Annotated in this window: 23 protein-coding genes; 13 read left to right on the top strand and 10 right to left on the bottom strand. The window is 67.0% G+C overall.

Features of this window, described 5'->3' with window-relative positions; all coding sequences use genetic code 11:
- Positions 1–3: 3 nt before the first annotated feature.
- The 6 genes from ACFW6D_RS06825 to ACFW6D_RS06800 form a co-directional block, all read right to left on the bottom strand.
- Positions 4–984, bottom strand: a complete 981-nt coding sequence (locus tag ACFW6D_RS06825; RefSeq protein ID WP_379325514.1) for a hypothetical protein — start codon at positions 982–984, stop codon at positions 4–6.
- 2 nt (positions 985–986) lie between these two features.
- Positions 987–1,316 carry a type VII secretion target gene (locus ACFW6D_RS06820; RefSeq protein WP_379325512.1) on the bottom strand — a complete coding sequence of 110 codons (330 nt, stop codon included), beginning with the start codon at positions 1,314–1,316 and terminating at the stop codon, positions 987–989.
- Between the two features lie 112 nt (positions 1,317–1,428).
- Positions 1,429–1,974, bottom strand: a complete 546-nt coding sequence (locus ACFW6D_RS06815) for a YbaB/EbfC family nucleoid-associated protein (RefSeq protein ID WP_379325510.1) — start codon at positions 1,972–1,974, stop codon at positions 1,429–1,431.
- Positions 1,975–2,091: 117 nt separating this feature from the next.
- Positions 2,092–3,813 (bottom strand): urease subunit alpha, encoded by a 1,722-nt coding sequence (locus ACFW6D_RS06810; protein ID WP_379325508.1) that lies wholly within the window; start codon positions 3,811–3,813, stop codon positions 2,092–2,094.
- Between the two features lie 57 nt (positions 3,814–3,870).
- A complete protein-coding gene (locus ACFW6D_RS06805) occupies positions 3,871–4,182 on the bottom strand; it encodes an urease subunit beta (RefSeq protein ID WP_379325506.1) in 312 nt (103 codons plus the stop codon).
- A gap of 9 nt (positions 4,183–4,191) precedes the next feature.
- A complete protein-coding gene (locus ACFW6D_RS06800; protein WP_379230827.1) occupies positions 4,192–4,494 on the bottom strand; it encodes an urease subunit gamma in 303 nt (100 codons plus the stop codon).
- 191 nt (positions 4,495–4,685) lie between these two features.
- On the opposite strand from ACFW6D_RS06800, the gene ACFW6D_RS06795 reads away from it, so the two are divergent.
- The 6 genes from ACFW6D_RS06795 (at position 4,686) to ACFW6D_RS06770 (ending at position 7,293) form a co-directional block, all read left to right on the top strand.
- Positions 4,686–4,826, top strand: a complete 141-nt coding sequence (locus tag ACFW6D_RS06795) for a hypothetical protein (RefSeq protein WP_379325748.1) — start codon at positions 4,686–4,688, stop codon at positions 4,824–4,826.
- Between the two features lies 1 nt (position 4,827).
- Positions 4,828–5,028 carry a DUF3761 domain-containing protein gene (locus ACFW6D_RS06790; RefSeq protein WP_379325740.1) on the top strand — a complete coding sequence of 67 codons (201 nt, stop codon included), beginning with the start codon at positions 4,828–4,830 and terminating at the stop codon, positions 5,026–5,028.
- Positions 5,029–5,088: 60 nt separating this feature from the next.
- Positions 5,089–5,661: an exonuclease domain-containing protein gene (locus ACFW6D_RS06785; RefSeq protein ID WP_379325504.1), complete on the top strand. Its 573-nt coding sequence runs from the start codon at positions 5,089–5,091 to the stop codon at positions 5,659–5,661.
- A 50-nt stretch (positions 5,662–5,711) separates the two neighbouring features.
- Entirely contained in the window at positions 5,712–6,086 is a 375-nt protein-coding gene (locus ACFW6D_RS06780; RefSeq protein ID WP_379325503.1) for a hypothetical protein, read from the top strand.
- 78 nt (positions 6,087–6,164) lie between these two features.
- Positions 6,165–6,803: a TetR/AcrR family transcriptional regulator gene (locus tag ACFW6D_RS06775; RefSeq protein WP_379325501.1), complete on the top strand. Its 639-nt coding sequence runs from the start codon at positions 6,165–6,167 to the stop codon at positions 6,801–6,803.
- A 25-nt stretch (positions 6,804–6,828) separates the two neighbouring features.
- Positions 6,829–7,293, top strand: a complete 465-nt coding sequence (locus ACFW6D_RS06770; protein ID WP_379325499.1) for a nuclear transport factor 2 family protein — start codon at positions 6,829–6,831, stop codon at positions 7,291–7,293.
- Positions 7,294–7,296: 3 nt separating this feature from the next.
- Here ACFW6D_RS06770 and ACFW6D_RS06765 read toward each other — a convergent pair whose 3' ends face one another.
- Positions 7,297–7,725: a PaaI family thioesterase gene (locus ACFW6D_RS06765; protein WP_379325497.1), complete on the bottom strand. Its 429-nt coding sequence runs from the start codon at positions 7,723–7,725 to the stop codon at positions 7,297–7,299.
- 182 nt (positions 7,726–7,907) lie between these two features.
- On the bottom strand, positions 7,908–8,315 hold the full coding sequence (locus tag ACFW6D_RS06760; RefSeq protein WP_379325495.1) for a RidA family protein: 408 nt from the start codon (positions 8,313–8,315) through the stop codon (positions 7,908–7,910).
- A 290-nt stretch (positions 8,316–8,605) separates the two neighbouring features.
- Between ACFW6D_RS06760 and ACFW6D_RS06755 the strand changes: the two genes are divergently transcribed.
- Positions 8,606–9,118, top strand: a complete 513-nt coding sequence (locus tag ACFW6D_RS06755; protein WP_379325493.1) for a L,D-transpeptidase — start codon at positions 8,606–8,608, stop codon at positions 9,116–9,118.
- A gap of 28 nt (positions 9,119–9,146) precedes the next feature.
- Here the strand turns inward: ACFW6D_RS06755 and ACFW6D_RS06750 are convergent, their stop codons facing one another.
- Positions 9,147–10,070 carry a MerR family transcriptional regulator gene (locus ACFW6D_RS06750; RefSeq protein ID WP_379325491.1) on the bottom strand — a complete coding sequence of 308 codons (924 nt, stop codon included), beginning with the start codon at positions 10,068–10,070 and terminating at the stop codon, positions 9,147–9,149.
- Between the two features lie 71 nt (positions 10,071–10,141).
- Between ACFW6D_RS06750 and ACFW6D_RS06745 the strand changes: the two genes are divergently transcribed.
- A complete protein-coding gene (locus ACFW6D_RS06745; protein ID WP_379325489.1) occupies positions 10,142–10,759 on the top strand; it encodes a maleylpyruvate isomerase family mycothiol-dependent enzyme in 618 nt (205 codons plus the stop codon).
- A gap of 78 nt (positions 10,760–10,837) precedes the next feature.
- On the opposite strand, the gene ACFW6D_RS06740 is transcribed toward ACFW6D_RS06745, so the two are convergent.
- Positions 10,838–12,415 (bottom strand): MFS transporter, encoded by a 1,578-nt coding sequence (locus ACFW6D_RS06740; RefSeq protein WP_379325487.1) that lies wholly within the window; start codon positions 12,413–12,415, stop codon positions 10,838–10,840.
- A 139-nt stretch (positions 12,416–12,554) separates the two neighbouring features.
- On the opposite strand from ACFW6D_RS06740, the gene ACFW6D_RS06735 reads away from it, so the two are divergent.
- From ACFW6D_RS06735 to ACFW6D_RS06715, 5 genes are all read left to right on the top strand, one after another.
- Positions 12,555–15,851 (top strand): BTAD domain-containing putative transcriptional regulator, encoded by a 3,297-nt coding sequence (locus ACFW6D_RS06735; RefSeq protein ID WP_379325485.1) that lies wholly within the window; start codon positions 12,555–12,557, stop codon positions 15,849–15,851.
- Between the two features lie 125 nt (positions 15,852–15,976).
- Positions 15,977–16,423: a nitroreductase/quinone reductase family protein gene (locus tag ACFW6D_RS06730; RefSeq protein ID WP_379325483.1), complete on the top strand. Its 447-nt coding sequence runs from the start codon at positions 15,977–15,979 to the stop codon at positions 16,421–16,423.
- Positions 16,420–16,956, top strand: coding sequence for a pyridoxamine 5'-phosphate oxidase family protein (locus ACFW6D_RS06725; RefSeq protein WP_379325481.1), 537 nt, complete (start codon positions 16,420–16,422; stop codon positions 16,954–16,956). Before ACFW6D_RS06730 ends, ACFW6D_RS06725 begins: the two co-directional genes overlap by 4 nt.
- A 1,329-nt stretch (positions 16,957–18,285) precedes the next feature.
- Positions 18,286–19,323 carry an alpha/beta hydrolase gene (locus ACFW6D_RS06720; protein WP_379325479.1) on the top strand — a complete coding sequence of 346 codons (1,038 nt, stop codon included), beginning with the start codon at positions 18,286–18,288 and terminating at the stop codon, positions 19,321–19,323.
- Positions 19,320–20,744 carry a wax ester/triacylglycerol synthase family O-acyltransferase gene (locus ACFW6D_RS06715; RefSeq protein WP_379325477.1) on the top strand — a complete coding sequence of 475 codons (1,425 nt, stop codon included), beginning with the start codon at positions 19,320–19,322 and terminating at the stop codon, positions 20,742–20,744. The genes ACFW6D_RS06720 and ACFW6D_RS06715 overlap by 4 nt, the downstream gene beginning before the upstream one ends.
- Positions 20,745–20,826: the final 82 nt, after the last annotated feature.

The following is a 20,826-nucleotide window of genomic DNA, read 5'->3' as shown; positions in this document are numbered from 1 at the left end:
TCGCTACTTCGCTGTCTCGACCTCGGTGACTCCCTGGATGATCTTCACCGCACTCTGGGCCAGCATCTTCGTGTCGATCAATGCCTGCGACAGTTTCAGCAGCATCTGCGAAACGGTCATCGTCGCCAGGGAGATATCGAAGAGCGCTCGGGCGATCAGCGCGGGGGTGGCCGTTCCCGCGGAAGCGATCAGCAGCGCGGTCATCTCGGCGAGCATGCCGGCGAGATTGCTCAGGATCTCGACCACGATCTCACGCACCGTCTCGACGATGCCCTTCATCGACTTGTTGCATTCCGCCAGTACCTCGGCGACGGCCGCCTTCTCGGCGATCTTGCCCGTCAGATCTGTCGCCGCGGCCACATAAGCCTCGGCGGCGGCGCCTGCCCAGTCCCCGATTCCGCTGTCGAGCGCGGTTGCCCACTGCTCGGCGGTCGTCGTGAGATGTTTCGCGATCGCTGTCCACGAATCCGAATACGCCTGGACCATATCCGGACTGCCGGTGATCGATTCCAGAGACTTGCGCACCGGTTCGACGTGTTCGAGCATCCAGCTCATCAACTGCGCGCCGAGGAAGTTGAACGGATCGAACTTCGCCAGCGTGGAGGTGCCCTTGATCGCCTTACCGAACATCGACGCCGCAGACGCCCAATCACCCGCGGTACCAGCCGCTTTGGAGATGGCGTCGACCTTGGTCATGATCGATCCGTCGCCGGTCAACGCGTTGTACGCCCCGAGACCGTTCTCCCAGGTGTCGCCTTGGAGCGTGCCTTTCAAGATGCCGGCGTTGGGCTCGTCCCCGCCCTGGGGGGTTCCTACGTTGCTGAACAGGAAATTGCTTTCCTGGTAATAGGTGTCGCGGTAGTCGACACCGTCTGCGAGCAGGTCGTTCTGCGGCGCTTCGCCGTCGTCGAAGGTGCTCACCGTGCCGGGCAGGACCGTGTTCTCGTTGAGGAATGTGCCCGCCGCGTTGGGTCCGTCGGCCATGGTCAGACCCTCCTGTCGATCTCAGCGGTCTTTCCGGCCAGATCGCCCGCCCGCGTGGTGTCACACGATTCGAAGGTGTCGGCGGCGGTGCGCAGTTTGCCCGGCATCTCGGCGGTCAGGGTGTCGAGCTGGGCGAGCGTCTCGAGGATCTCGTCGTGCAGCGAATTGAGGGTGATCACCGCGTACGGCTTCACGAGCAGGCCGTACCCGTCGTCGGCGTGGGCGAGATAGTTCACCGCCTCGAGGGCCTTGGCGACCCCACCGGACACCCCGTCCACCGAACAGGCCTGCGACCTGATCGCATCCAAGTTCACATTCACCAGACTGGTCACGCAGAATCCCTCCTCCGGCGAACTCGGTCGAGTCCGCTAACCCTCTCGATCTAGTTGGACGCGCCCCGGCACCGTTCGGTTCCCTCGAATATGTGCCGAGATGTTGCGGTGGCTACTGCAGCCAGGATTTGCGCTGGTAGAACATGTCCTCGTCGGACGGCTCCTCGGGCGCGACCACCCGGTCACGGTCGGGTTTGCGGGTCGCGGGAGCATCGGGCTCGGGCGGCCACGGAGCCGCGGGAGCAGCCGGTGTGGCGGGCGCAGCGGGTGGCGCGACGGGCGCCGACGACGTCGGGTCGAGGTCGGGGAACCGGTCGCTGTACTGGCCGACGATCGCCTCGCCTGCCTCGTCGCTACCGACAGTGTCATGGACCAGGCCGGTGACCTGATCGCGCAGGCGCGCCTGGGCGCGATGCGTGCACGCCATGAGCTCGGTCGCCACGGCGGTGGGGTCCATGCCGCGGACCGCGGCGGCGAGGGTGATCGCGGTGGTCGACCCGTTGGCGTCGACGGTGACGCTGATCCGGCCGTCCGCCGAGGTGTCGGTGACGCTGACCGCGGTCATCTTGGTGTGCAGTTCCTGATAGCGCTGCGCTTTGGCTTCCAGATCCTCCGCCCAGCGCGACATCTCCGCGGCGGCATTGTTCAGGTCGTCCATGACGTTGTTTCCCCTCCGCCGGAGCCTCCGGCACTCTGCGACGCCAGACGTGTCGAAACCCGCCCCGCTCGGATCGCGCCGAGACTACCCGAGCCCTCCGACGCAAACGGGACGGCCCTAGAACAGGAAGTAGCGTTGGGCCATCGGGAGTTCGGTGGCGGGTTCTTCGGCCCAGACTTCGCCGTCGATGCGGACGGTGAAGGTGTCGGGGTCCACTTCGATGTGGGGCATGGCGTCGTTGTGGGGCATGTCGGCCTTGGTGACGCGGCGAGCGTTCTTGACCGGCACCAGCTTTCGGCGCACGTTCAGGCGGTTGGCGAGGCCGTCGTCGATGGCCTGTTCGGAGACGAAGTGCAGGGAGGTGGCCGCGGCGGCGGGGGCGGCGGCACCGAACATCGGGCGCGGGAGGACGGGCTGCGGGGTGGGGATGGAGGCGTTGGCGTCGCCCATCGCGGCCCAGGCGATCATGCCGCCCTTGAGGACCGCGTGTGGGCGGACACCGAAGAATGCCGGCTCCCACAGCACCAGGTCGGCGAGTTTACCGACCTCGATCGAGCCGATCTCGTCGTCGAGTCCGTGCGAAACCGCCGGGCAGATGGTGTATTTGGCGATATAGCGCTGCACGCGGGCGTTGTCGGCCGCGCCGTCGCCGGGCAGCGCGCCGCGGCGGCGCTTCATCACGTGAGCGGTCTGCCAGGTGCGCATCACCACTTCACCGATGCGGCCCATCGCCTGGGAATCGGAGCCGATCATGGAGATGGCGCCCAGGTCGTGCAGGAGGTCTTCGGCGGCGATGGTGGAGGGGCGGATCCGCGATTCGGCGAAGGCCAGGTCCTCGGGGATCGACGGGCTCAGGTGGTGGCACACCATGAGCATGTCGAGGTGCTCGTCGAGGGTGTTGACGGTGTGCGGGCGGGTGGGGTTGGTGGAACTGGGCAGCACGTTGAGATGTGAAGCGACAGTGATGATGTCAGGTGCGTGACCGCCGCCCGCGCCCTCGGTGTGATACGCGTGGATGCCGCGCCCGGCGATGGCGGCGAGGGTGTCCTCGACGAACCCGGCCTCGTTCAGAGTGTCGGAGTGCAGCGCCACCTGCACGCCCGCCGCGTCGGCGACGGTGAGGCAGGCATCGATCGCGGCCGGGGTGGAGCCCCAGTCCTCGTGCAGCTTGAAACCCGATGCGCCGCCACGCAATTGCTCCCACATCGATTCCTGGCTCACCGTGTTGCCCTTACCGAGCAGCACGATGTTCATCGGCCAGTGATCGAGGGATTCCAGCATCCGCGCCAGATGCCAAGAGCCGGGCGTGACGGTGGTGGCCTTGGAGCCCTCGGCGGGGCCGGTGCCGCCGCCGATGAGGGTGGTGATGCCGCCGCCGAGCGCTTCGTCCATCAGCTGCGGGCAGATGAAGTGGACGTGGCAGTCGATCGCACCCGCGGTCAGAATACGGCCGTTACCTGCGATGATCTCGGTGGACGGGCCGACAACGAGGTCGCGGTGCACGCCCGACATCGTGTCGGGGTTGCCCGCCTTGCCGATGCCGCAGATGCGGCCGTCGCGGATGCCGACGTCGGCCTTGATGATGCCCCAGTGGTCGATGATGACGACGCCGGTGATGACGGTGTCGGGGGCGCCGTCGGCGCGGGTGGCGCGCGACTGCCCCATCGACTCGCGCAGCACCTTGCCGCCGCCGAACACCGCTTCCTCACCGGCGAGTCCCGGCCCGCCACTGCGATCTTCGGTGATCTCGATCAGCAAGTCAGTGTCGGCCAGGCGAATTCGGTCACCGGTAGTGGGACCGAACAGTTCGGCGTAGCGGGCGCGGCTCAGTTCGGTCATCGGTTCTCTCCCGGACGTCGCGGCGACTCTGCTGCCGCACAATGGTTTTCGTGTGACTCAGGCATCGAGATGCCCCGGCGGGTTCATGCTGATGCCGTAGACCTCGCGAGTGCCGCCGATCGGAACCAGCGAAACCCGCTGCGGCAGACCGGGTTCGAAGCGAACCGCGGTCCCTGCCGGGATGTCGAGCCGATAGCCGTGGGCGGCCTCGCGGTCGAATTCCAGTGCCGCGTTGGATTGCGGGAAATGCACGTGCGAGCCCACCTGAACGGGGCGGTCGCCGGTGTTGACCACATCCAGTTCGACGCGCACCGCGCCCGCGTTCAGTTCGATCGTGCCCTCGGCACAGAGATACTCACCGGGAATCATGCGCGTCGCCTATCCGATCGGGTGGTGCACGGTGACGAGCTTGGTCCCGTCCGGAAACGTCGCCTCGACCTGCACGTCGTGGATCATCTCGGGCACGCCGTCCATCACGTCCTCGCGGGTGAGCACCGACCGGCCCGACGACATCAGCTCCGCCACCGTCCGCCCGTCGCGCGCCCCCTCGAGCACGTGATCGGTGATCAACGCGATCGACTCGGGGTGGTTCAGCTTCAACCCCCGCGCCTGCCTCCGGCGCGCCAGCTCGGCCGCATAACTCAGCAGCAACCGTTCCTGCTCGTGCGGCGACAGGCGCATACGTTCTCTCCTCGGCGGGTCGTGGTCGGTGAGCGACATTCTGGCACGTCCCACCGACCCCGCGCCGACCGCAGGCACCGCGACCGGGGACTACCCGGAGCTGGTTAACGAGATGTTAACGAAGAACCCGAGCGTGCCGATAGCAAACAAACATTACTTACTCCCCTCTTGCTGAAACCTGGTGAAGTTCCATGGTCAGGCACGTGCTCGCCACCGTCGCTGCCGCGACTCTGCTCGAGCGCCGACGTCGCGCCGACCACCACCCCACGTCCCACCACGACGGCACCGCCCACCACGACGCCCGAGGTCACCACGACCACCACTCCGCCTGACATCACTACGACCCAAGGCTCGTACGAGGAATGCGGTCCGGGCTCCTACGAAAACGCCGACGGCACCTGCGTCCCGACCCCGGCATCCGCACCGTCACCACCACCCGGCGCCACCGCGCTGTGCAACAACGGCGAGTACTCCTACAGCAAGAATCGCAGCGGAACCTGCTCGAGCAACGGCGGCGTCGCACGCTGGTTGTAGCGGTGCCCCGCCTGCGAATATCGCTGGAGCTCACCAACAATCGACCAGTACTGTCGTCGCATGACCGAATGGACCGGACTGCTCAACGTGGTCGACGTGGAAGCCACCTGCTGGCTGGGCGACCCGCCCTCCGGCCAGACCAACGAGATCATCGAAATCGGCATCACCGTAGTCGATCTCGCGACTCGAACCCGAGTGAGCAAGCACGGAATCATCGTGCGCCCGACCCGGTCCACAGTGAGTGATTTCTGCACCGAACTCACCACGCTCACCCAGGAACAGGTCGACGCGGGCGTCGATTTCGCCGAGGCGTGCCGGCTGCTGACAACCGAATTCGCGGCAGGTGAGCGGCCGTGGGCGAGTTGGGGTGACTACGACCGCAAGCAGTTTCGCACCCAGTGCGCGGCCGCCGACGTCGAATACCCGTTCAGCTCCGAACACACCAACGCCAAGCAGGTGTTCGCCGAGTCCTACGACTTGAAGCGCCGCCCGGGCATGGACCGCGCGCTACAGATCGCCTGCATCCCCCTCGAGGGCACCCATCATCGCGGCGACGACGACGCCTGGAACATCGCCGCCCTCATCGTCGACGTCCTCAACCGCGACGGCTGGCGGATCACTACCGTCGACTGACACGTAGTTCTACCCTGTCGCGAAATGCGCCGCTCAGCGAACCTCGACTGGTGACCGAACATCTCCCCGCATCGCCCAGTCGACAATCCCAGTCCAGCTCCGACGCCATGGCCGCATTCCTCGCACTGCTGGTACTGACCGTCGGCACAACGATGTTCATGTTCCTGCACGTGCTGGGAACCGCCGCGTTCGAAACGTCGAACAACACCTGTGGCGCCCACTACGGCGGGTGCCACACCCCGTCGGTCGCCGTCGCGCAGTGGATCTTCTACGGCGGCTCCTTCGCCATCCTCGTGCTCACCCCGGTCTTCATCGCGCTCGGCGCCTACCGATGGCGAATCCCGGTACTGCCCTTCCCCTTACTGGCACTTGTCCTCATCTTCGTCACGTTCCTGGTCGCCGACCACATCGCCGGTTTTGCCTGATCGAAGGCTATCCATCCGAGTTCATCGAATTGAACCAGTGAGGCAACTTTTCGGCCGGAATCACGCTACGCTACGAGAGTGACGACAGGCGACAGGCGGACCGCTTCGCGCGGGCGGATCGACAAGCGGCAGGCGATTCTGACCGCCGCGTTCACCGTGTTCGCGCGACGGGGTTACGCGTCGGCGAGTTTGCAGGAGATCGCGGACGAGGCGGGGGTCGCAAAACCGACCGTCTACAACCACCTCACCGACAAGGAAACACTGTTTCGGCACGCGCTGGCGGCCGTCGCCGACAATGTGCTGGCGGAGAACCTGACCATCGTGGAGCGCTTGCGAAACCCGGGTGCGGACCTGCGTGCGGCACTCGAAGATGTGGCGTACCGGCTGATCCGCAACTGTTGTTCGGATCAGTCGCGCGCCCTGCGGTGGCTGACCTACGCGCAGGTCGCCCAGTTCCCCGACCTGATCGACCTCGTCATGAGCCGCACCTCCGACCAGCTGGGCGACGCGCTCGCCGACCGGCTCGCTCGCCTGTCGCTGTCGGGTCGCCTGCGCGCCTGCGACCCGGCGACCGCGGCGCAACAGTTCCTGGTCCTGATCACCGGACCGATGGAGGGGCGCACCCGGCTCGGCACCCGCAAGGTCTCCCCCGCCGAGATGCGCACCGTCGCGGCCGGCGGCGTCGACACGTTCCTGCGCGCCTACGAAAGCCCTTGACCCGCACGCACACCGAGGACCCGATGTGACCGACACCCTGCTCGCCACGATCGAAGCCGAGCGCGCGATCTTCCGGACGTTCTACAAGTTCTTCCGCATCGCCGATACCCAGCAGAGCGAACGCTTCTCCGAGTGCTTCACCCCCGACGCACTGATCGAGTACCGGATCATGCCCGGCCCACCCGTGCTGTTCCACGGACGTGACTCGTTCACGAAGCACATGAGCCGGGTGCCGAAATCACAGCGTTCTCCGGTGGCTCACGTGATCGGCCAGGCCACCATCGAATGGGACGGCGACCGGCCGCTGCTCACCGCGTATGCCACTGTCTGGCACTGGTTTTCGAGCACCGACGTGGGCAGGCCCGCCGACTGGGTCGTGATCGGTCTCGTGCAGGACGAGTTCGAGCAGTACGAGGGCGAATGGCTGATCTCGCACCGCGATGTGCGTCATGTGGCAGGAAAGGTTGCCGCGGGCCGCGGGCCTTCCTGAGTCTCAGGCAGCGAGGTTTTGGAGGCGGACCTGACCGCGGGCGACGGTGCGGCCTTCGGCGTCGGTGACAACGACTACCCAGAGTTGCTGGCTGCGACCGCGGTGGATGGGGGTGGCTTCGGCCGTGAGGAGACCTTCGCGGACGGCGCGCAGGAAATCGGTGTTGTTGTTGACGCCGACGACCTGGCCGCGGTCGCCGAACCAGACGCCGCCGCCCACGCTGGCGAGGGTTTCGATGACGGTGCAGTACACGCCGCCGTTCTGGATGCCCGCGGGCTGGAAGAGCTGGGGGTGGACGTCCCATTCGCCGCGCACCCGGTCGGGGCTGATCTCGGTGAAGCGCAGGCCGATGAGGTCGGTGAAGGTGCCTTCGCCGAACTTGTTCATCAGCTCGGGGGTCAGATCGGCCATGGACTGGGACGTTTCGCTCATACCGTCCGGTTTACACCATCGGATTCGGTGCGGATCGGCCGGTAAGACGTAGCGGCGGGCTCCGTCTGGGAAACAGAGCCCGCCGCGGCTGGATGAGGGGGTCGACCGCAGCCCTCGGGACCACCGGCTCATCCGTACGCCGACCTAAGAGTAGGTCAGGCTTACCTAAGTGGTCAAGTGCGTCAATCCAGAACGGCGATCGCCTCGACTTCGACGAGGTGGTCGGGGTCGGACAGAGCCGCGACGCCGATCAGCGTGCCAGGAGCCACGGGCGCTACTCCCAGTTCCGCGGCGACCCTGCTCAGCCCTTCGACGAACGCGCCCATCTTGTCCGGAGTCCAGTCGACCACGTAGACGGTCAGCTTCGCCACGTCGGCGAACGTCGCACCGACCTCCGCCAGCGCGATACCGACATTGCGATAGGACTGCGCGATCTGGGCTGCGAGATCACCCGCGCCGACCGTCTTTCCGTCGGCATCCCAGGAAACCTGGCCCGCGATGTAGACCGTCCGCGAACCGGTCGCGACCGCCACCTGGTGGTAGAGCTCGATCGCAGGCAGTTCCTTCGGGTTCACCAGGGTGATGGACATTCGCTATCTCATTTCTCTCGGTTACTTGTGGTTCCTCAGTAACCATAAGAGAGTTTGCGCTGACGTGGAAGAACGCACTTTTCCGAAACCGAGGCACCCGAAGGTGACCGAGCAGCTCAGCGGGCTTCTACAGGTGACGCGCCGGTAGCCGGGCCCCGAGCTTGCTCAACACGATCGCAATACTCCATGATCGCTGTACCTCTATGTTCCGAGGCTTGTGTCGATGGTGATAGCTCATGTTCTGGGCGTACGACGACCAGGGGTGGGCGCGGCGAGAGAGGCAAGATTTCGTGAGTAGTAGTCGTATTCCCCGGTGGGCCGCGCAGGCGGCGATGTGCGCGGCGGTGGTCGGATCCGCGGTCGCAGCGCCCGTGCAGGCCGAACCACTGTGGCCAGGCGGGCCCGATGTGCCCGGCGTGCCCGCCATCATTCCCACCCCGCCGCCGGAGCCGGTCGTGGCGCCGTGCAGCGAGAAAGCCCGTGCCTGCCTGCAGCTGTCGACCAATAACGCGTGGTTGATGGACGCCGGCAAGGTCACCTTCGGACCCAGCCCGATGTCCCACGGCCGTCCCGGCTACGAAACGCCCCCCGGAGTCTTCAAGGTGGCGTTCAAGAAGCCGTTCCACTGGAGCACCTTGCACAACGCCCCCATGGAATACGCGGTGTTCTTCAACGGCGACATCGCCTACCACATCGGACCCACCGAGGAGCAGTCCCACGGTTGCATCCGATTGACCCCGGAAGGCGCGAAAGCGCACTACGAGTGGCTGGAACCGGGCGACATCGTCGAAGTTGTTCCCTGAGTTCTGATTCGAGAAAGGGGAGGCCGGTTCAATCGGCCTCCCCTTTTCGCGTCACCGAAGCGGCCAAGGCGTCGAAGAGCCAGAGTTGGGCGGCGCCGGAGGTGACGGGTTCGGCGGTGAGAGTCGCGGTGAGGTGCCAGTATCGGCGGATTCGATCGTCGGCACCTGCGGCGTCGGCCAGGAGTTGGCGGCGGAAGGTCGGGGTGTCGTGGCGGGCGCGAGCGGTGGCGTGGATGCGGACGTAGTGGTCGAGTTCCGCGCCCGGATGCGGTGGACGGCCCGCGGCTACCAGGGGTGCCGCGGCGACACAGGCGTCCGCGATATCGAACAGGAGACGACGTTCGTCTCGGATGCCAGGGGTGCTGCGGTGGCGGATGGTGTTGTACATGGCGGTGGCGATTTCCGGGTTCGACACTGCGGCAATCAGTTCCGCGTAGGCGACGAGGTGTTCGGGGCGGGCGTCGGCGGTCAGTTGCGGGACGTTCATTCCGAGGAAGTCGTCGATGACCGAGGCCGGTAGTGGGGTGAGCTGGCGGCGCCAGAAGGCGACGAGGACATCGTGGGCTGCGTGCGGATCAAGCACGGCGGCAAGCAGATTCAGGTGCTCGACCTGTGCGTGGGGAGCGGCCGATTCGACGGCGCGCAGGAGTGCCCGGCGTCGGTTCAGCGCGTCGAGTTCGTCGTCGACGGCGATTCGTTCGGCGGCGATGACCTCGATGATCGACCGAGTGCCGTCCAGCACGTCTTCGATCGCGGGCAGTCCGATGCCGAAGGAACGCAGACGACGCAGCAGCAGGAGACGATCGACCGCACCGGGTTCGAACACGCGGTGACCGGTGGGCGTGCGGGCGGCGTCGAGAAGGCCTGCGTCGCAGTAGAACCGGATGGTCCGCACCGCGACGCCGGTCCGGGTCGCAAGCTCGCCGATCGTCAGATTTGTGATGTGGGTCACCTTCGCTGGCACCTCCACCTCGGTGGAGCTCCTACGGTACCGACAACGCTCATACGAAGGAGAACTCGACGATGACCGAACAGGACACCATGACCGAGACGATCTGGGAGGCAGTGGCTCAGGAGCGATCGACGCTGGTCGAATTGCTGCGCGAGCTGCCCGAATCGGGGTGGGAAACCGCGTCGCTGTGCGAGGGGTGGCGGGTCAGGGATGTGGTGGCTCATCTGGTGCTGGCCACCCGGGTCACGATCGCCTCGTTGCTGGTGAATCTGATCCGGGCTCGCGGCAACATCGACCGTCTCATCCGCGACACCGCGATTCGGCACGCCGACCGCACCCCGACCGCCGCGTTGCTCGCCGAACTCCACGCCACCATCGACTCCAGGGCCATTCCGATCGGCACCACGCCGATCGACCGGCTGATGGATCTACTGGTCCACGGCCAGGACATCGCCGTCCCACTGGGGCTCGATCGGGTGTTGCCACCGACGGCGGCACAACTGTCCCTGGACCGGGTGTGGACGATGGGCGCACCCTTCCACGCGCAGCGCCGACTGGCCGGATACGCACTGACCGCCACCGATGCCGCTTGGACCGCGGGGAAGGGAACGGCGATCATCGGCACCGCTGCGGAGCTGCTCATGCTCGTCACCGGCCGCACGACACCGCACGATCTGGCCGAGCGTTGAAATAGCCAGCAGTACAAGCCCTTCAGTGCCGACGCGAGCGATCCGCAGCACCATGAGGCGCTGCGGATCGCGTGGCGGTCAGACGGCGACAGTGCCACGCTCGGCAACCGCGTCATCGGCCGGAACATTCACTGGCTCTTCGGTTTCCGGTACGACAGTCGCACCGGCGGGAATCCGGCGCAGCATCGCCACCGCCAGTACCGCAGCCGCGGCCGACAGCACAGCAGCGGTCCAGGCGGCGGTGTTCAGGCCGTTGGTGAAGGCTTCCCGTGCGGCGAGGACGAGCGAGTCGGCGACGTCGGCGGGTAGTGATTCGGCTGAACTCAGTGCTCCCGGAAGGGTTTCCGCGGCGGTGCCGTCGGCATCGGACATGTCGGCGCGGTAGATGGCCGCGCCGACGCTGCCGAGTAGCGCGACACCCAATGCCACACCCAGGTCACTGGCGGTGCTGTTCACGGCCGAGGCCGCGCCTGCCTTCTCCGCCGGGGCAGCGCCGATGACGAGGCCCGGGATCAGCGCCATAGCCGGGGCGATGCCCGGGTAGAGGATGTAGAAACCGACGATCAGCAGTGGCAACCCGGCCACGCTGTCGACCTGGGTGAGTGCCAGGTAGCCGACGGTCGAGAGCGCGAGGCCCGCGGCGATCACGTAGGCGGGGCGGACGCGGCGGGCGATCGCCGGGGTGACGGTGGAGACGATGACCAGCGCGATCGCGGCGGGCAGGATCCACAGTCCGGCCTGTAGTGGCGACTGGGCGGCGACCAGCTGCAGGTACTGGGTGAACAGCAGGTACACCCCGCCCAGGGCGATGGCGGCGAGCATGTACACGCCGAGCGAACCGCTGAAGGTCCGGTTCGCGAACAGTCGCACATCGAGCAGCGGATCCGACAGTCGCAGCTGCCTGCGCACGAAGACCACCGCGAACACCACACCGGCGAGCAGGGTGAGCACCGATTCCGCCGCGAACCCGGTTTCGGCCAGCTTCTTCACGCCGTAGACGAACGGCAGCAGCGCGGCCAGCGACAACGCGACGCTGATCGGGTCGAGCCGACCAGCCTGTGGCGCACGGTATTCCGGGATCAGCGCGGGCACCGCGAGCACGACGACCAGCATCACCGGCACGCCGATCAGCATGGACGCACCCCACCACAGCGAATCCAGGAGCAGCCCGCCCAGCAGCGGGCCCAGCGCCACACCGGCCGACACCGACGCCGCCCACAGTCCGATGGCGGTGGCACGCTGGCGGTCGTCGCGGAACATCGTGGTGATCAGCGACAAGGTGGCGGGCATGACGGCGGCCGCGCCCAGACCCATCAGCGCACGTGCCGCGATCAGCAGATCCGGGCCGGGCGCGAAAGCGGCCAGCACGGAGGAGATACCGAACAGCGCGGCACCGGCCAGCAGCAGCCTGCGACGGCCGAGCCGGTCACCGAGGGTGCCCATGGTGACCAGGAAACCGGCCATCACGAACCCGTAGATGTCGTTGATCCAGAGCAGTTGACCGCTGGTCGGCGCGAGGTCGGCGGCGATATAGGGGGTAGCGAGGAACAGCACGGTCATGCTGAGGAACAGCAGCACCGTCGGCAGGAGCAGGACCGTGAGTCCCAGCCATTGGCGGGTTCCGGCCCGCTCGGGGATTGCGGTGAACTCGGACATCAGGAGGATTCCCTTCGAGGACGATTCGAACTGCGACCCACAGTGCCGAGCCGCACTTCGGGAACCCTTCGGGTCGACTCCAGACGGACTCGAGCTGCCGCCCCGCTGCCTGTCGGCGCACCCGTTTAGGGTGGACAACATGCGTTTCGGAGTGCTCGGTCCGTTGACGGTCTGGACCGACGACGGACTCCCCGTACGGGTTCCCGAGCTCAAGGTGCGAGTTCTGCTCGGCGCGCTGCTGGTCGAGCCGGGCCGGATCGTGCCCGCCGATCGCCTCGTCGAGGATCTGTGGGGTACGGCGTTGCCCGCCAATCCGGCGGGTTCCCTGCAGACCCGGGCCTCGCAATTGCGGCGGGTGCTCGGCGACGCCGAAGCGGGCGGGCGGGAGTTGCTTGTCTCGCGCGCCCCCGGCTACCTCCTCGACGTCACCGCCGGTTCGGTGGACTCGCAAGTGTTCGGGCAGTTGCTCCATCGCGCGCGCGACACCGACGACATTGCCACTCGGGCAACGCTTCTCGCCGAAGCACTCGCCCTGTGGCGTGGTGAGGTCCTGGCCGACCTCACCGATTACGACTTCGCCCGAATCCCGGTGCTGCGGCTCGAGGAACAGCGGCTCACGGCGGTCGAGGAACTCGCGCAGGCCCGGATCGCGCTCGGCGAACACGACCTTGTCGCCGATGAACTCGGCGAGCTCACCGAACTCCACCCCCTGCGCGAGCGGTTGCGGGCCGCGCACATGCTGGCGCTGTACCGGTCGGGCCGACACGCGGAAGCCCTCGACTCCTACCGGCGGTTGCGCGAACATCTGGCCGAGGAGCTCGGCCTCGACCCCAGTCCCGAGCTCGCCACACTGCATCGCGCTGTGCTGGAACAGGATCCGTCACTCGGTGCGCCGGTGCGGCCCGCGCCCGCGACACCGGTGACGCCGCGTCGTAGCCTGCCCGCGCCTGCTACCTCTCTGATCGGGCGGGCCGACGACCTCGCCGGGATCGACGCGCTGATTCGCGCCGAACGACTGGTCACCCTGACCGGACCGGGCGGCGTCGGTAAGACCCGCCTCGCCCTGGCCACCGCCGCCGCGCATCCCGCGCGTGACGGTGTTCTGTTCGTCGAGCTCGCCGGTCTGTGCCTCGGCGACGATCCGAACGGCGCGTTGACGACGATCACCGAGGTCGTGGCGGCGGCCTTCGACGTTCGCGACGATTCCGCGGGTTCGAGCCCGTTCCCGGTGCCCGACAACGGAACCCAGCTCGACCGTCTCGCCGACGCGGTGCGTGCCAAGCAGGTGCTGCTCGTGCTGGACAACGGAGAGCACGTCGTCGACGCAGCCGCCGCGATCGTGTCGCGCCTGCTGGCCGCCGCACCGGAATTGCGGGTGCTGGTCACCAGTCAGGTGCCGCTGAACATCGCGGGCGAGAATATCTGGCCGGTGGCACCGCTGGCCGCGCACACCGGCGCATCGACGGTCGCCGAGGTGGAAATATCGCCTGCCGCACAGCTTTTCGTCGCCCGCGCCCGCGCGAGCGCGCCCAGCTTCACCGTCACCGTCGACAATGCCACGGCCATCGCAACGATCGTCGCCCATCTCGACGGCCTGCCGCTCGCACTGGAACTGGCGGCGACTCGGGTCCGTGCGCTCGGCGTGCACACACTCGCCGAACGGATCGAGGACCGTTTCACCCTGCTGTCGTCGGGCTATCGGGATGCGCCCGACCGGCAACGCACCCTGCGCGCGGTGATCGATTGGAGCTGGGAACTCCTCGACGAACCCGAACGCACTGTGCTGCGCCGTCTTTCGGTCCATGCCGACGGCGCCACCCTGGAATCCGCCGAGGCGGTCTGCGACATCGCCGGCGCCGACGTCGCCGATCTGCTGGCCCGCCTGGTCGACCGTTCCCTGATCATCACCCCCGCCGCCGATGTCCGCCCGCGCTATCGGTTGCTGAAGTCGATAGCCGCCTACGGTGTCGACCAGTTGCGCGAGCGCGGTGAGGAATCCGAGACGCGGCTGCGGCATCTGGCCTACTACCTCGCCTTCGCCGAGCGCGCCGACGAGCACCTGCGCACCGGCGACCAGCGCCGGTGGCTGGCCCGCCTCGACGCCGAGTCGGCCGATCTGCGCCGTGCGCTCGAAACAGCCCGTGCCGCAGGCAGATCCACCGACGCGCTGCGACTGGTCAACGCACTCGCCTGGTACTGGGTGATGCGCGGGCGGCTGACCGAAGGCATCCGATCGATCGGCCTCGCACTGGACATCTCGACTGCGAGCGATCCTTTCACGACCGCCGCGACGACTCCGAGTATCGAGGAGGGCCACAAGTCCAGCGGCCACCTAATCGGGTCGGCTGCGGACGCACGACGGGTGGCCCAACTGTGGCGCAGGGCCCTCGAACTCGGCGCGGGCCGCACCGCTGACACACGCTTCCCCGAACCAGCCGACGAGACAACCCTCCCAGAACTGCGCGCCCGGTGGTATCTCGCGCACGTGCACTCCGGGTTCGCCGCGCAGCAGGGCATGGATGACGCGAACGACCTGCGCGCTGCCTTCGCCGCCCACGGTGCCGACTGGGGTGTCGCGGCAGCCTCGGCATCGTTGGCGCGCGAGGCGTTCGGCCGCGGTGACCTGGAGGGGATGTGCGAGCACGCGGAGCGAAGCCGGGACCTGTTCGCGCGGGCAGGCGACCGCTGGGGGCAGGGCATCGCAGGATTCCTGCTCGGCAGCTACGCCGAAGTCACCGGCGACCTCGATGCCGCCCGCGAACACCACCGGACGGCCCTGAGCACCGCCGAGGAACTGGGCCTGTGGACCGAAGTCGGCGAGCGACTCACCTCCCTCGGACGACTCGCGTTGCTGCGCGGCGAACTCGAGCACAGCACCGAACTGCACGAACAGGCGCGCCGATTGGCCGTCGAGCAGGGACACCTCGTCGGCGAGGAATCCGCGGTACTCGGCCTCGGCCTGGTCGCCCGGCGCCGCGGCGACCTGCGGGCAGCCCGCGAACACCTCGGCGCCTGGCTGGACTGGCACCTGCGATCGGGGTCGCACTTCGGGGCCGCACTGATCCTCACCGAACTGGGCTTCACCGCCGAACTCGCCGACGATACCGACGAAGCTGAGCGACTACACCTGCGCGGACTCGACTCCGCCCTACACACCGGCGACCCGCGCGCCCACGCACTAGCCCTCGAAGGCCTGGCCGGATCCCGTTCGCTCGCAGGGCATTCCGCCCACGCCGCTCAACTACTCGGCGCCGCCGACACCCTGCGCCGATCCACCGGCGCACCGCTGCCCGAGGCCGAACGCGGGGATGTCGACCGGATCGAGGCACGCATCATCGCCGACATCGGTGCGGACCGGTTCGCCCCCGAACTCGCGGACGGCAGGTCAGCAGACCCTCGCACGCTGCACCGTCCGGAGTCCGCCGACCTGCACTGAGGCAGCCGCCCCAGCTCGCCGCTACCGAGCCTCGACGGTCGGCAGTGGCGCGCACCGGTATCGACCCGCGCAGACCTCGAGTCGACCCTGAGTTCGTCCGAAGCCCCTCGGCGCACGGTGAACCCATGACACACACCGTGACCGACAGCCCCGATCCCTCGGTGACCGACCACGTCCGCCGCTACCTCGCCACCGACGGGCGCGACGGCTTCCTCGAAGGCGGCACCACCAACCTCGTCCTGACCACCGTCGGCCGCCGCACCGGATTGCGCAGGCGCACCGGACTGTTCTTCGGCCGCGACGGCGACCGCTTGGTCCTTGTGGCTTCCGGGTCCGTGCCCGGCCGGACCGAACTCCCCCAGTGGTACCGGAACCTGCTCGCCACACCGGAGGCGCAGGTCCAGGTCAGAGCCGACCGGTTCCGGGTACGGGCCCGGGTGCCCGAAGGTGCTGAGTATCAACGGCTCTGGCAGCTGATGCTCGCGCAGGCACCGGTCTACCGGCACTACGCACGACTGGCCGCGCAGCCGATTCCGGTCGTCGTGCTCGAACGCATCGAGGAGCAGCAGTGAGTACTCGCAGTCGTGCCACCGTCCACACCTTCGCCGATATCAAGCCCGATTTCGACGCCATCGTCGGCGCCGTCAACTACGCGACCATGACCACCGTCGACGCCAAGGGCCGACCACGCTCGCGCGTGCTGATCCCGGTCTGGGAAACCGATGCCGAGCTCCCGGTCGGCTGGCTGGGGACCTACCGCACGCCGGTGAAGGACGCCCACATCGCGGGAAATCCGCACGTGGGGTTCTCCTACTGGAGCCCGGCCCAGAACACCGTCTCGGTCGACACGGTCGCGGAATGGACCGATGACCCCGACGAGCGCGCGCACGTGTGGGACCTGTACCGGCACGGCAGCCCGCCCGGTGCGGGTTACGACCCCGGGCAGTTCTGGCAGGGCCCCGATGACCCCGCCTTCCAGGTGCTTCGCCTCGCTCCGTGGCGCATCCAGGTGTTGCGGCGCCGGGATCTGGTCAGCGGAATTCCGGCGCGCATCTGGCGCGGCCCACAATCCCGGCCGACGGCAGCCCCATTTCCGGAAGGGTGATTTTCCGATCACACACGACTATTCGCCACTGGCGCGCTGATCGAGAAATTCCGGACGCGATTGCGCAATTCATTTGGCCACTCGGTCAGCAACGGCACGAAAGTACTGATCCAGTAATACGCAGCATTTCAATAGCAAACCCACATCAATCCGAACGTATCGGACAACAGAAATAGGAGGACCGCCGACAGCGCCCCGGGCCACAGCCGTTCGGGGCGATGACCGCACTCGACACAGGGTCCGCCACCGAGAGGTGACCCGCTGTGCAGCCGCACCGACACCGCGATCGCCAGGGGCTCACCCGGAGGCGACACGGCCGCCGAACAGCGCATCCGATTGCCGATACTCGAAGCTGCAGCAGATCAGGCCACCATCTGCCACTATCAAGCCTCCTTGACGAACTCGTCACGAACGGGTTCGTTCACAACGCGGGAGCCCGCTTGCTGTGCCAGACAGTCGCAGTAACTACAGGTCACACGTAGTTCTGACAGGCCACACGGCAACCACCGCGCAGCTTCCACCAGGAAGGAAAAAAATGAACGATTCACAGTGAGTGAAACAGTGGGTTGCCACATCTCACAAGCGGCGCTACGTTACCCGCATCACATCATCTACTCGATCGTGATGACTAAAGGAGAAACACAATGGGCTCGTTCGAAGAGCTACTACTCGGCGTACTGGGCGGATTTGCTTCCGCGAACCAGGGCGACCTCCTGCTCGAAACTTTCCTGGGCTCGCTGGCATCCTTCTTCCCGTAATCCCAGAGCTCGTCTCAACCCTCGATTCAGCCCGGCGCCGAATCTCCCCGTCTTCAGGAGTAACAAGTGGGATCTCTCTACGAACTGTTCGCATCCGGCGTCCTCAGCCTGAGTGACGCCTCGCTGCCCTTTATCGAGGCGCTGATCACCGCGAGCGGCGGCACGCCCGTCGGCGGCTAGCCGAGCATTTCCCAGATCGACAATCAAGCAAGGAGATAGACCATGGGTTCGCTGACCGAGACTTTGATGATCGCCATCGCAGCTTTGGGTTCCGCTGCCGAGGGCGACGGCCTGCTCCACACTTTCCTGGGCTCGGTAGAAGCCTTCTTCCCGTAACCCCCTCTCACCAACAGGAGTAAAGCAGCATGGGTTCTCTCTACGAACTGCTGGAAACCGGTGCGGGCAGCCTCAGCAACGCTGCGCTGCCTTTCATCCAGGCGCTGATCAGCGCCAGCGGTGGTACACCCACTCCCGGCAAGTAGTTTCAGCGCACGTAGTTCAGCGCGGTACGGGGGCCGGCCACCGGGTCGGCCCCCGCTTCCGCCCGAGAAGTCAGCAGGCTCGCAACACCATGAAGAACGAAATGTCTCGGGCCATCATGTCGGCCGCCTGTGTCCTGGCTGTGGCCGTGACGCCCGTGTTCATCGACAGTGCGCAAGCGTCGGCAACACCGGGCGCACACCTGGTGAGCCAGACCGGGTCCGGCCAGGTCGCCGACATCAGCGTCTACTCCCCCGCCATGGATCGCACGATCGCGCTGCGCGTGCTCCGGCCGGTCGACACCACGACCCCGGCCCCGACGCTGTACCTGCTCAACGGCGCGGGCGGCGGCGAGGATTCGGCCAACTGGCCCGGTCAGACCGACGCCGGCGGCTTCTTCGCCGACAAGCACGTCAACGTGGTGATCCCGATGGAGGGCGCGTTCAGCTATTACACCGACTGGCTGCGACCGGACGCGGGCCTGGCGAAAAACCTCGAGAACAACGGCAACAACAGGTGGACGACGTTCCTGACCCAGGAGCTACCGCCCGTGATCGACGCGGCCTTCGCCACCACCGGAGTCAACTCGCTGGCCGGAATCTCGATGGCAGGAACCTCGGTGCTCGATCTCGCGATCCAGGCACCTGAGCTGTACCGCAGCGTCTCCGCGTACAGCGGGTGCGCGATGACCAGCGATCCGGTCGGGCGCGCCTTCGTCTCCCTTGTCGTCCGGATGGGCGGCGGGAACACCGAGAACATGTGGGGCCCGGACAATCACGCGGCCTGGCGCGAGCACGACCCCTACGTGCAAGCCCACCGTTTGCCGAACATTCCCATCTACGTTTCCGCGGGCACCGGCTTGCCCGGACCACACGACACACTGTCGAATCCGCGGGTACACATCAACGGCAAGAATCCGACGTCGATTCTGACCAATCAGATGCTCGTCGGCGGTGGCATCGAGGCCGCGACCGCCTACTGCACCGCGAATCTGGCGCAGCGCACCCGCGAGCTCGGCCGCACGAATATCACCTTCAACATCCGCCCGACCGGCACCCATTCGTGGGGCTACTGGGAGGACGACCTGCACACGTCGTGGCCGATGATGGCGACAGCCCTCGGCCTATGAGACCCGAACTCCGGGTGGGCACCGAGCAGCTGAGCCCGCGCGATGCGGTCTTCGTCTACGACGAGACCGACCGGCATCTGTCGAACATCGTCGCGGTCTACTTCGCCGACGCGTCGGCGCGCCCACCGTTGACGTTCGAGGAGGTGCTCGACTGGGCACGAGCGAGCATCGGGCACGCACCGCTGTTCCACCGGCGCCTGCGCCACGTCCCGCTTGATCTCGATCTGCCGTACTGGGTCCCCGATCCGAGCATGTCGGTGCGCGAGCACGTCACGCTGGAGCGACCGGGAACCTGGGATGACGCCCGCGCGCGGATCGCCGAAATCACCTCGGCCCGAATGGATCTCACCCGACCCCCGTGGGAGATCCACGTCCTGGATCGGGTCGACGGAGTCCCGGCGATGCCCGGCGCCACCACCGTGGTGGTGCTGAAGTTCCACCACAGCGTCGGCGACGGCGTGGCGACCCGGGCACTCGAGCAACGACTGTTCGGCACGGAATCCGCCCCGGCGATCCGTCTCGACGAGGTGCCGATACTGCCCGCCGCCGCGCGCACGGTCGGCACGCTGGCGTGCGCGCCCGTCCGCTTCGTCGCGGGACTGCGCCGCGCACGGACCGCGCAGGCGCAACTGCGGGCACTGGTCGACGCGGGCACGGTACGCGAGCCGACGCCACTGCGCCCGGCGACTCGGTTCAACCGAGACATCCACTCGGAGTTGACCTTTCACCTTCTTCCGATCCCGATGCCGGAAGTGCTGGCGGCGAAAGCCGCCGCACTGCAACGCGTAACGATCAACGACCTGATGGTGACGACCATCGGCGGCGCGCTGGCCACCTACCTCACCGAGCACGGCGAACCACCCGACGGCTCCCTGGCCGCGATGGTGCCGATGTCGATGCGCGCGGTGGCCGACTGGGATTCGGCGAATCAGCTCACCCAGATGATCGTCGACCTGCACACCGACATCAGCGACCCGATCGCCCGGTTACACGCCGTCGAGGACTCGGCGACCGCAGCCAAACAGCGCACCCGAGATCCCGTGGTCCAGCGCACCGACCGTCGTGTCGAGACCGCACCCGCCCTGCTGCTGCGCGCCGCGGGCTGGGCCCGAGCACAGCGCCGCTTCGACGACACACCCACGGTTCCGCTGTGCAACACCACCATCAGCAATGTCGCACCGGTGACCGACACCCTCACGTTCCGTGACCGGCCGATCACCCGGGTCGTCGGCGCCCTGCCGATTCTCGACGGCGACGGCCTGCGCCACCTGATCACCTCGCAGGGCGACGAGATCGTCATCGCGATCACGACCGACGCCACGATGATGCCGGACCCCGAGCACTACGGCGAATTACTGCTCGCGTCGTTCCGCGAACTGGCTGCCGCCCTGCTCGCCCTCGGAAGTCCCGCACGTACCTGAGCACGACCTGGACACACGATCACCAGGCAACTACGCAGAATCCCTCTCGACGAATGCCGCCAGGAAAGCCTGGTGGTCGACC

It is taken from the genome of Nocardia sp. NPDC058705 (assembly GCF_042749305.1).
GTDB lineage: Bacteria > Actinomycetota > Actinomycetes > Mycobacteriales > Mycobacteriaceae > Nocardia.
Note: the sequence above shows the minus strand (reverse complement) of the source record. Positions and strands in the feature narration are given on the sequence as shown.

Coding starts and splice junctions, on each gene's coding strand:
- ACFW6D_RS06825 (WP_379325514.1), bottom strand. CDS start 984: ATGGCCGACGGACCCAACGCGGCGGGCACATTCCTCAACGAGAACACG.
- ACFW6D_RS06815 (WP_379325510.1), bottom strand. CDS start 1,974: ATGGACGACCTGAACAATGCCGCCGCGGAGATGTCGCGCTGGGCGGAG.
- ACFW6D_RS06810 (WP_379325508.1), bottom strand. CDS start 3,813: ATGACCGAACTGAGCCGCGCCCGCTACGCCGAACTGTTCGGTCCCACT.
- ACFW6D_RS06805 (WP_379325506.1), bottom strand. CDS start 4,182: ATGATTCCCGGTGAGTATCTCTGTGCCGAGGGCACGATCGAACTGAAC.
- ACFW6D_RS06800 (WP_379230827.1), bottom strand. CDS start 4,494: ATGCGCCTGTCGCCGCACGAGCAGGAACGGTTGCTGCTGAGTTATGCG.
- ACFW6D_RS06795 (WP_379325748.1), top strand. CDS start 4,686: ATGGTCAGGCACGTGCTCGCCACCGTCGCTGCCGCGACTCTGCTCGAG.
- ACFW6D_RS06785 (WP_379325504.1), top strand. CDS start 5,089: ATGACCGAATGGACCGGACTGCTCAACGTGGTCGACGTGGAAGCCACC.
- ACFW6D_RS06765 (WP_379325497.1), bottom strand. CDS start 7,725: ATGAGCGAAACGTCCCAGTCCATGGCCGATCTGACCCCCGAGCTGATG.
- ACFW6D_RS06760 (WP_379325495.1), bottom strand. CDS start 8,315: ATGTCCATCACCCTGGTGAACCCGAAGGAACTGCCTGCGATCGAGCTC.
- ACFW6D_RS06745 (WP_379325489.1), top strand. CDS start 10,142: ATGACCGAACAGGACACCATGACCGAGACGATCTGGGAGGCAGTGGCT.
- ACFW6D_RS06740 (WP_379325487.1), bottom strand. CDS start 12,415: ATGTCCGAGTTCACCGCAATCCCCGAGCGGGCCGGAACCCGCCAATGG.
- ACFW6D_RS06735 (WP_379325485.1), top strand. CDS start 12,555: ATGCGTTTCGGAGTGCTCGGTCCGTTGACGGTCTGGACCGACGACGGA.
- ACFW6D_RS06730 (WP_379325483.1), top strand. CDS start 15,977: ATGACACACACCGTGACCGACAGCCCCGATCCCTCGGTGACCGACCAC.
- ACFW6D_RS06720 (WP_379325479.1), top strand. CDS start 18,286: ATGAAGAACGAAATGTCTCGGGCCATCATGTCGGCCGCCTGTGTCCTG.
- ACFW6D_RS06715 (WP_379325477.1), top strand. CDS start 19,320: ATGAGACCCGAACTCCGGGTGGGCACCGAGCAGCTGAGCCCGCGCGAT.